The organism is Nocardia sp. NPDC004604, from assembly GCF_040609795.1.
GTDB lineage: Bacteria > Actinomycetota > Actinomycetes > Mycobacteriales > Mycobacteriaceae > Nocardia.
The window spans coordinates 1-8675 of record NZ_JBEXLC010000235.1 but is presented as its reverse complement, the minus strand read 5'-3'; the positions used below and the strand labels follow the sequence as shown (position 1 = coordinate 8675).

9 protein-coding genes are annotated in these 8675 nt (G+C 65.4%); 2 read left to right on the top strand and 7 right to left on the bottom strand.

The features are described 5' to 3' along the window. Positions 1–216 (top strand): hypothetical protein (locus ABZW16_RS41700; protein ID WP_354961685.1); only part of this gene is annotated, 216 nt, incomplete at its 5' end. 274 nt (positions 217–490) lie between these two features. Next, positions 491–3772, top strand: a complete 3282-nt coding sequence (locus ABZW16_RS41695; RefSeq protein ID WP_354961684.1) for a protein kinase — start codon at positions 491–493, stop codon at positions 3770–3772. A 157-nt stretch (positions 3773–3929) separates the two neighbouring features. On the opposite strand, the gene ABZW16_RS41690 is transcribed toward ABZW16_RS41695, so the two are convergent. The 7 genes from ABZW16_RS41690 to ABZW16_RS41660 all read right to left on the bottom strand — a co-directional run. Continuing rightward, on the bottom strand, positions 3930–4715 hold the full coding sequence (locus tag ABZW16_RS41690) for a hypothetical protein (protein WP_354961683.1): 786 nt from the start codon (positions 4713–4715) through the stop codon (positions 3930–3932). Next, positions 4712–5578: a hypothetical protein gene (locus tag ABZW16_RS41685; RefSeq protein WP_354961682.1), complete on the bottom strand. Its 867-nt coding sequence runs from the start codon at positions 5576–5578 to the stop codon at positions 4712–4714. The genes ABZW16_RS41690 and ABZW16_RS41685 overlap by 4 nt, the downstream gene beginning before the upstream one ends. Continuing rightward, positions 5575–6252, bottom strand: coding sequence for an RraA family protein (locus tag ABZW16_RS41680; RefSeq protein ID WP_354961686.1), 678 nt, complete (start codon positions 6250–6252; stop codon positions 5575–5577). The genes ABZW16_RS41685 and ABZW16_RS41680 overlap by 4 nt, the downstream gene beginning before the upstream one ends. 8 nt (positions 6253–6260) lie before the next feature. Further along, the gene (locus tag ABZW16_RS41675; RefSeq protein ID WP_354961681.1) at positions 6261–6920 is read right to left on the bottom strand and encodes a 4-carboxy-4-hydroxy-2-oxoadipate aldolase/oxaloacetate decarboxylase; all 660 of its coding nucleotides are present in this window, start codon (positions 6918–6920) and stop codon (positions 6261–6263) included. Then, entirely contained in the window at positions 6917–7339 is a 423-nt protein-coding gene (locus ABZW16_RS41670) for a RidA family protein (RefSeq protein WP_354961680.1), read from the bottom strand. Before ABZW16_RS41670 ends, ABZW16_RS41675 begins: the two co-directional genes overlap by 4 nt. Continuing rightward, a complete protein-coding gene (locus ABZW16_RS41665) occupies positions 7336–8331 on the bottom strand; it encodes a hypothetical protein (RefSeq protein WP_354961679.1) in 996 nt (331 codons plus the stop codon). The genes ABZW16_RS41670 and ABZW16_RS41665 overlap by 4 nt, the downstream gene beginning before the upstream one ends. A 27-nt stretch (positions 8332–8358) precedes the next feature. Further along, on the bottom strand, positions 8359–8675 hold a 317-nt coding region (locus ABZW16_RS41660; protein WP_354961678.1), incomplete at its 5' end, for an aldo/keto reductase.

The following is an 8675-nucleotide window of genomic DNA, read 5'->3' as shown; positions in this document are numbered from 1 at the left end:
GTCACGCCACCGCTATTGGCCGATGACCAGCAGTTTCCGGTGTTGCAGCAGGTTGGCGTACTGGTCGATACCCCCTCCGGACACAGGCAGTACGTCACGTCACCCGTTCTACCTGCGGTTATGCAGGAGGGCGGGTGGTTTTCGAGCAGAATCATCGCAAAACCGCAGGTGGTGGCCTGTAGGGGTTCAATACGGGTTCAGCTGAGAGAATCCTGAGAACCGGCAGATCACGAATACCGTGCCAGCGCCGACCTTCTTCCAGAATCAGAGCAACGGCTCGCTCGCGAAATTGCGGTGAGTACATCATCGGCACGGGTGAAGATCCTTCCATTCAACGAGTAGGAATCTCACAACCCGGCGGGCAGAACCTCAGGACAGCCCAAAGCGGCCCCAAATCCGTGACGGTTCACCGAAGGCGTACGCAGTGGTCCGGGCACGCATGCAGGGATACTCTGACTGGTGTCCGCCGCGGGCGAATTGCGAGTAACCGATGGTTGAGAGCGATCCATTCGAAACGCAGCGTGATGCCGGTATCGACGTCGTCACGGAGTTACGCGCAGCCGGGTTCGACGACGCCGACGAGATCGGGCGGGGTGGTTTCGGGGCTGTCTATCGGTGTACTCAAATTGCCGCGGAACGCACCGTGGCGGTGAAAGTCCTCACCGGTGAACTGGAGGAGAACCGGGACCGATTCTTTCGCGAGCAGCGTGCGATGGGGCGGCTCACCGGGCACCCGAACATCGCCGACATGCTCGAGGTCGGGGAGACCGCAACCGGTCGCCCTTACTTGGTGATGCCGTATTACGCTCGAGGCTCGCTGGACGCACGTATCCGGCACGGCGGTCGGCTGTCCCTCGCGGACTTGCTTCATGTCGGGGTCAAGATAGCGGGTGCGTTGGAATCCGCACATCGAGCGGGAGTTCTACACCGCGACGTCAAACCGGCGAACATCCTGCTCACCGACTATGACGAGCCAGCGTTGACCGACTTCGGGATCGCCCACATTACCGGTGGGTTCGAGACGACGTCGGAATCGATTACTGGCTCGCCGGCGTTCACCGCGCCCGAGGTGCTCGGAGGACAGGCACCCAGCCGTGCCTCGGACGTCTACGGGCTGGGAGCCACGTTGTTCTGCGCGCTCACCGGCCACGCGGCCTTCGAACGCCGTAGTGGCGAGCAGGTGGTGGCCCAGTTCGTTCGAATCACCACCCATCCGATTCCGGACTTACGCGGAAGTGGTATCCCGGGGGATGTGTGTGTGGTTATCGAAGCGGCGATGTCTCGCGACCCGCAAGACCGCCCCAGCGCAGCGGTGCTCGGTGAGAAACTGCGACGAATACAACTCGATCACGGTTTCCCGGTCGACGCAATGGCGTTGCGCGCTCAATCGGGGTCCGAACCCGAATCTACCGCGACGTCGGTGCCTGAAGTGCCACACAGAGTTCCGCGTATCCCCAGCGACGGATTGCACGAGGGAACAGGCAACTTGCCTCTCGAGCTGACCAGCTTCGTCGATCGGCGGACCGAGTTGTCCGAGGTCGGAAACCTGTTGCAGGGGTCACATTTGGTGACCGTGACTGGGATCGGCGGGGTCGGAAAGTCTCGGCTCGCACTGCGAATCGCTCACAAGGTCCGGCGAAAGTTCGCGAACGGTGCATGGCTGATCGAACTGGGGGAGCTGAGCGATGATGCGTTGCTGCCCGACGTTGTGGCTGCCGCCTTCGGAATGCGAAGCCAGGGCAGCAGATCCGTGCTCGACACGCTGGTGGAGGGCCTGGCCCCACTCGATCTACTGCTGTTGCTGGACAACTGTGAGCACCTGATCGACGCAGTTGCCATGCTGTCCGAATCGCTGCTTCGGGCGTGTCCGAACCTACGAATTCTGGCCACGAGTCGCGAGGCCGTAGGAATCGGCGGAGAAACCGTGTATCCACTACAGCCGCTTGGGATTCCCGATTCGACCAGCCAGCGAACGCTGGCACAACACCACGCGGTGACACTGTTCATCGAGCGCGCCACCGCGGCGGTGCCCGGGTTCGAGGCGACCGAGGGGAACGAACGCAGCATCGCCCAGATCTGCACCAGGCTGGACGGTTTGCCATTGGCAATCGAACTGGCTGCGGCGCGGCTGCGCACGATGTCAGTCGAGCAGATCCAAACCCGGCTGAGAGACCGATACAGCCTACTGACCCGGGCCGGGCGGGACGCACCGAAGCGGCAGCAGACGCTGCGGTATTGCATGGACTGGAGCTATGACCTGTGCACGCTCGACGAACAGCGGCTGTGGGCTGACTTGTCGGTGTTCGCTGGCGGTTTCGAACTCGACGCGGCCGAGCAACTGTGTGCCGGTGACATAACCGAGTCCCGGTTGCTCGATACCTTGTCCGCCCTGGTGGATAAATCAATCCTCATCCGGCAGGAAGCCGACGGGACTGTTCGTTTCCGGATGCTGGAAACAGTTCTGGAATTCGGCCGAGAGAAAGCCGAGGACTCCGGCCAGTACCCGAGCCTGCTCCGGCGCCACCGGGACTGGTGTGAACGACTGGTGCACGAGGCGGACGCGGAGCTGATCGGTCCGCACCAACTGAAGTGGGTTGCCCGGCTGGAGCGAGAGCTGCCGAATCTTCGAAAGGCACTGGAGTTCAGCCTGTCCGAGTCCGACGACGGCGGACTCTCGATTATCGCCGCCCTTTCCACGTTGTGGTGGTCACTGCGGGGTCGGATCCATGAGGGGCGCCGCTGGTGCAAACGCGTGCGCGAACATTCACCCGGCGGCCGGACCGCGGACCGAGCCAAGGCGCTCCACATAGCCGGTGTGATGGCGGCCATGCAAGGCGACCTAGAGACTGCGGCCAGCCAGGCCGCGGAGCTTCGCACCCTCGCCGAGCAGACAGCGGATCCGTTGGTCACGGCCATGGTCGCCCACCAAGAGGCAAATGTCGCTCTCGCCGCCGGCGATGCCGACGAGTCTCGGGCCGCGGCCCGCCTGGCCGATGTCGTCCGCAGCTACGAGGCGTACGGTGACGTCGGAATTCAGTTGGATGCCCGAATCTCCCTCGGCTGGGCCTACGCCCTGCAGGGTGATGTTTCCCGAGCCGTTGCCTGTCACGAGAAGACGCTCAGTATCACCGAAGACGCCGGGGAAACAATCTATCGATCGTGGGCGTCGTGGGCGGCGGGCTTCGCTGTATGGCGCAGCGGCGACCCCGAACGCGCTACGCACCTGTTGGAAGACGGTATTCGATTGTCCGAACTAATGGCCGACCCGCTCATCGCCGCAGGCTGCCTGGAGACGCTGGCTTGGATCGCTGTCGACAGGCACGAAGCTCAACGTGCTGCTGTCCTGATGGGCGCGGCGCGCACGCTGGGACTCATCGCCGGCTCCTCCGTACTCATCCTCCGCGATCTACTGGTCTACCGTGACGAATGCACTCGGAGTAGCCGCCGAGCGCTCGGCGTGCGGGTCTTCGACAAAGCCCATGCAGAAGGTTCTGCGATGAACCTCGACGCCGCGGTGCGGTTCGCGCTCCGAGAACGATCAGCAGCCGACCAAGCCGCTGATCGTTCGTCGGAGGTTCTGACGAGGCGTGAACGCCAGGTCGCCGATCTCGTTGCGGAGGGTCTGACCAACAAAGCGATTGCCAGGCGTCTTGTAATCTCACAACGCACCGCTGAGGGGCATGTCGAACACATCCTGGCCAAGTTGGGATTCACCTCGCGCGCGCAGATAGCTTCTTGGGTCGCAGCGCATTCCAGCAGCGTACCGAAATGAGCCACTCCCGGATCCCACTAGAAACCGAGGCGAGAGCGCGTTGACTTGCGTCAGTACAACTGACGCCGGATCGGCCGCGCAGATCCTCGAACGGGCGGGTTTGGCCGAATGCGAGGATTCGCTTCCATTCCCAAGTGTAGCGCCGGTCGCCCGCGGGTTAGGCCTTGAGGTCGAGGCCTTCCAAGCCGCTGGCCAGCATGCCGCGATAAACCTCGTTCGCTGTGCGGTCAAGGTCACTGAACGGCAGCCCATGGGTCGAGCACACCAGCGAGACGTCCAGCGCGGCGACCTGCCGCTGCAACGCCTCGACGTACGGCGCCATCGGCACCAGCGTCATCCAATGCAGCGAGAACTCGCTGAACAGCTTGGTGTGCTCGGCGATCTCGACGCCAGGAACCTCCTCCACGAGGTGCCCGCAGGCGTCATCGGTGTGGTAGTGGCCATAGCAGAAGCCGTCGCCCGCGAAGAGCACCTTGCGCGCGGTATCGAAGCCCCACTGGGTTCCGTTGAGGTCCTTGATCGTCGCATCGACGATCTGGAACTCCGTACCGCCGAGGTCGACCGAGTCGCCGACCTTGCGGCGCTCGAACCGGTCCTCGTAGCCGGGAAAGAAGAGGTGGTGATCGCGGACATCGCCGATCAATGTCAGCTCCGGGAACTTCGTCATCAAACGACCGACGCCGCCTGAGTGCGGTGTCTCCTGGTGCGTCGTCCACGACCAGCGCAGCGGCGGCGCATCCGTCAGCAGCAGGTCCAGCTGCGCCTCGATGATCGGCAAATGCACGAGGTGACCGGTATCGACGATCAGCGAAGCGTCATCACCGGTGACCAGGAACGCCGAGTTGTAGCTGTGCAGCAACCGGTCGTTGTAGCGCTGGAGGTGGCACTCGCCCAGCCAGAAGATGCCGGGCGCGACCTCGCGCGGAAGAACGTAGGAACTCACCATGACCTCCGGTTCGCGGCCGCCAAGACCTCGGCATCGGCATGGCCCAGTCCGGCCAGCGCTTCATCGAGCAGCACGACATGACGGTCGACTGCCTCCTTGCCACGGATCAACCCGCCACGGGCGGGCGCGATCGTGTGGACGTCGTGCTCGGCGAAGATCCGTCGTACGTCGTCACGGATAAGGCTGGTCGCGGCGGTAGGCAGCCACCAGTACCTCGTGCCGACCAGATGCCGGAGTACGTCCTCCACCGTAGTGGGGTCGGCATCCGGATCGACCTCGAGCGCGCCGTCGGTACCGCCGGAGACGACGTGCCCGAACGAGTCGGAGGTGTAGAGCATCCGCGCGTCCTCGTCGTACACCCAGTACGTCGGCAGCAGTCGAAGCAGCGGTCGGATCAGCTTCAACCGGCGCCCGCCGAGCTCGATGTATTCGACGCCTCGGATCATGTTCACGCCGATGCGGTGCAGTCGCGCCCGGTGGTGGGCGTTGAGCACCTCGTCCTCGGTCGAGTAGGCGCCCCACATGGGTGCGTCTTCGAACGTCGAGTAGATGCGGCTGATGGTGTGCAGGTCCTCGATCTCGACCAGGTTCTGGGTGGAGTCGAACTCGCTCATCCGCAGCAGCAGGACGGAGAGTTCCTCGTCCGCTGACACCAGCGCGGCGATGTCTGCGAGCACGTCCTGTCGGTCGGCCGCCAGTCCGGTGTCGATCAGGAGCGAACCCGCGTCAGTCCGCACCAGATAGTTGTTGCTGGGGGCAAACCCGCGCACGTCCTCGGCGAACCAGCTGATCCGGCCGTCGATCTCGTGGACGTACTGCAGGGCGTAGGTGCGACCGCCGCCAAGGTCGGTCGCCGTCATCGCGCACCGGCCTCGTGCTCGACCCGACGAGTCTGCAACGTGTGGTAGCCGTACTCGGCACGAGCGTCGCGGAGGCTCTTGCCGGCTTGGAGTGCCTGACGGATGTGCTCCTCCGCCTCGGCGACCTCCTCGGCGACGTCGAGGACCTCCTCGATGCGGCGGCGTGGGATGGCTACCAGGCCGTCACCGTCACCCCGCAGCCAGTCTCCCGCCTCCACCCGGATGCCGCCCAGCGACACCGGCGCGCCCATCTGCTCGACCCGGACGCGGTCCTTGCCAGTCCGCATCCAGTTGCCTCTCGAGAAGATCGGATACTCCAACTCGAGGGCCCGGTCGACATCGCGGCACACGCCGTCGATGACCGTGCCGGCGACACCTCGGAGGTGGGCCGTTGAGGTCAGCAGATCGCCCCATACTGTCGCGTCGGTCCGCCCCTGGTTGTCCAGCACGACGACCTGACCTGGGCCGAGATCGTCGATGTAGTCACCGACGCTGCCGGTGTCCTGCCCGACTGGGCCGTAGCGCAGCGTCCACGCCTGTCCGACCAGCCGGTAGTCGCGCGAGATCGGCATGATCTGCGCGCACTGGCCCGCGATGCCCAGCCGGTCCATCGCGTCGCTGAGATCCGTGCAGCTCAGACTCTCGAGCCGACGTACCACGTCCTCGTCATCCATCACCGTGATCACCCCACCTGTTCTGTCATCGACTCGTAGCGCTTGCCCATGACTGCAGTGATCGGCTCGCCCGCACGGACCGCCTCTTCCATGACCCGTTCACGGATCGCGATCTGCTCCGCGGTCTTCAAGACCTCCGCGACGTGCGCTGCCTCCACGACCACCACGCCGCTGCTGTCAGCAACCACGTAGTCGCCGGGTCGGACGTCGACACCGGCGATCTCCACTGGGACGTTCCAGTCGACCTCGACGAACCGGCCCCGGGCGGAGACCTGGACCGACGTCCGTGCATGCAACCGGAGGCCGAGGTCACGAACCTCATCCAGATCGCGGGTCGCACCGTCGATCACGATGCCGGCGACGCCGCGACCGTGAGCGGCGACCGAGAGGATGCCTCCCCAGCTGGCCGCCTCCGTCCGGCCGCGGTTGGCGACGACGATCACGCTGTCCGTGTCGCTCGCTTCGACCGCAGCCGTGCACAGGTGCCGGTCGGGCACCTCGCCGCCGAAGTCACCCAACTGCACCGTGACGGCGCGGCCGACGACTTTGCCCTCACCCGACAGCCGGGCCAGGCCCAGCACCGCACCGGTGCGACCGAGCCGGTCCAGGGCGTCGGACAGCGCGCCCGTATCGACGGCGCCCAGTCGGGCCATGATGTTCTCGCTCAAAGATTTACCTCCTCGGAAACTGTGACCGCCAGGGCCTCGCACTGCACCTGCATGCCGGGCGCAAGCGTGGCGACCTGCATGTGGCGCGCCGGCCGCGAGGCGGGGTCGGGAAAGTGCTCGACCCAGACGGCGTCGAGGTGCTCACGGACCGAACGTTCCACGACACGGACATCGACCTTCAGGATCGAGCCCGCACCGCCGCCGGCCGCCTCCACGATGCGCACCAGGTTGTCGAACATCAGCCGCACCTGCGCGGCGGCGTCATCGGGCATCTGGCCGGTCGCCGGGTCGACACCGCGCACGCCACCGGTGGCGATGAGTGAGCCGATCCGGCTCGCCGCCGGAATGGGCAGCGTGCCGTGCTCGAGACCGTCCACGTGGATGCTGACCCGCTGCGGGGTCCCGCCAGGCGCGCTCATCGCCACACCGTGAACGCGAGGCCGATGCCGGTACCGGCGGGCGTACGACGAACGGGGATGTAGTCGCTGTGGGTGACCTTCAGGTCGCCCACAGCGCCACCCGTCATGATCCAGTTGAGGATCTCGGAGTTACCGGAGCGCAACGCCACTGGCGAGATCGTTTCCAACGCCGCCCGGTCACCCGCCTCCAGCGCGTCGAGCACCGTCCGGTCGAGCTTCTCATCGGTCACGAAGTGACTGAGTCCGCCCGACGCCACCACGCCGACACGGCGATCACCCGGGAGGCCTTCGACGACGTCGGCGATGAAGGTGCCGATCTCGAAGCAGCGACGTGGCGTTGGCACATTGGGCGGGAAGTAGGTGTTGAGCATGATCGGCAGGATCGCGATCGGCTTTCCCTTGATCAGGCGCTCGGCCACGAACCCGAACGCATGCCCGAAGCCGGCGCCGACCGGGTCGAGGACCTGGGTGGCAACGGCTACGTCGACCCCCTTCTCGATAAGTCCCGTTACCAGGGCGAGCGCGACATCGGGAGCGGCGAGGTGCCGGTTCGCGGTGTCCATGCTGTAGCCCTTGTTAGCGGTCCGGTGCCACTCCGGCAGGTCCTGGTGCAACTCGTTCTTGGGGTGCATCACGATCTCGTCGCCGGTGTAGACGGCGAAGGCCGGGTTGTGGGTGAGGCTGAACAGCTCCGCCTGGTCGTCACCGATGACGATGAGGACCTCGGGCTCGGTCTCCTCGATCGCCATGGCTAGGCGGTCGAGGCATTCCTGTGCCCGCGCCGCCGCGGTCTCGAACGAGGAGAGCGTGGCCTCGTCGACGTACCTGTCGGCCACCTCCTCGTCGAGCTCGGCGTAGGTGAGGACGCGGCCGTCGACCAGGTGAAGGTCGGTACGACGCAGGTCGTCCTTGCCACGATCGATCCACAGCGGTGGTTCCATGGCCAACAGCGGGCTGTGGGATGTCCCCACGCCCAGCACGATCTTGCTCACAGCGGTCTCCTTAGGTGCTTTGCGATGTCAGGCCGTCGCCAGGCCGTGATCGTGGATGCGAGCGATTGCCTCGAGGTCGGTTCCGCTGAGCGGCGGCGCGTCGGAGGACGCCGCGGCATCGGTGATGTGCGCGGGGTCGGAGAACCCGCCGATGATGCTCGTGACCTCGGGCTGGGACAGGATGTAGCGGTAGGCCGCGTTTACCATCGTCTGGCCCTCTCGCTCGAGGAAGGCGAAGTGACGCGCGCGCTGCCGCTCCGGCTCCAGCTCCTCGGGGTGGTCGCGGTACCAGCCCCCGGAGACCGGGTGCCGACCGGATGGGCCGTCCTCGTGGATCGCCTTGG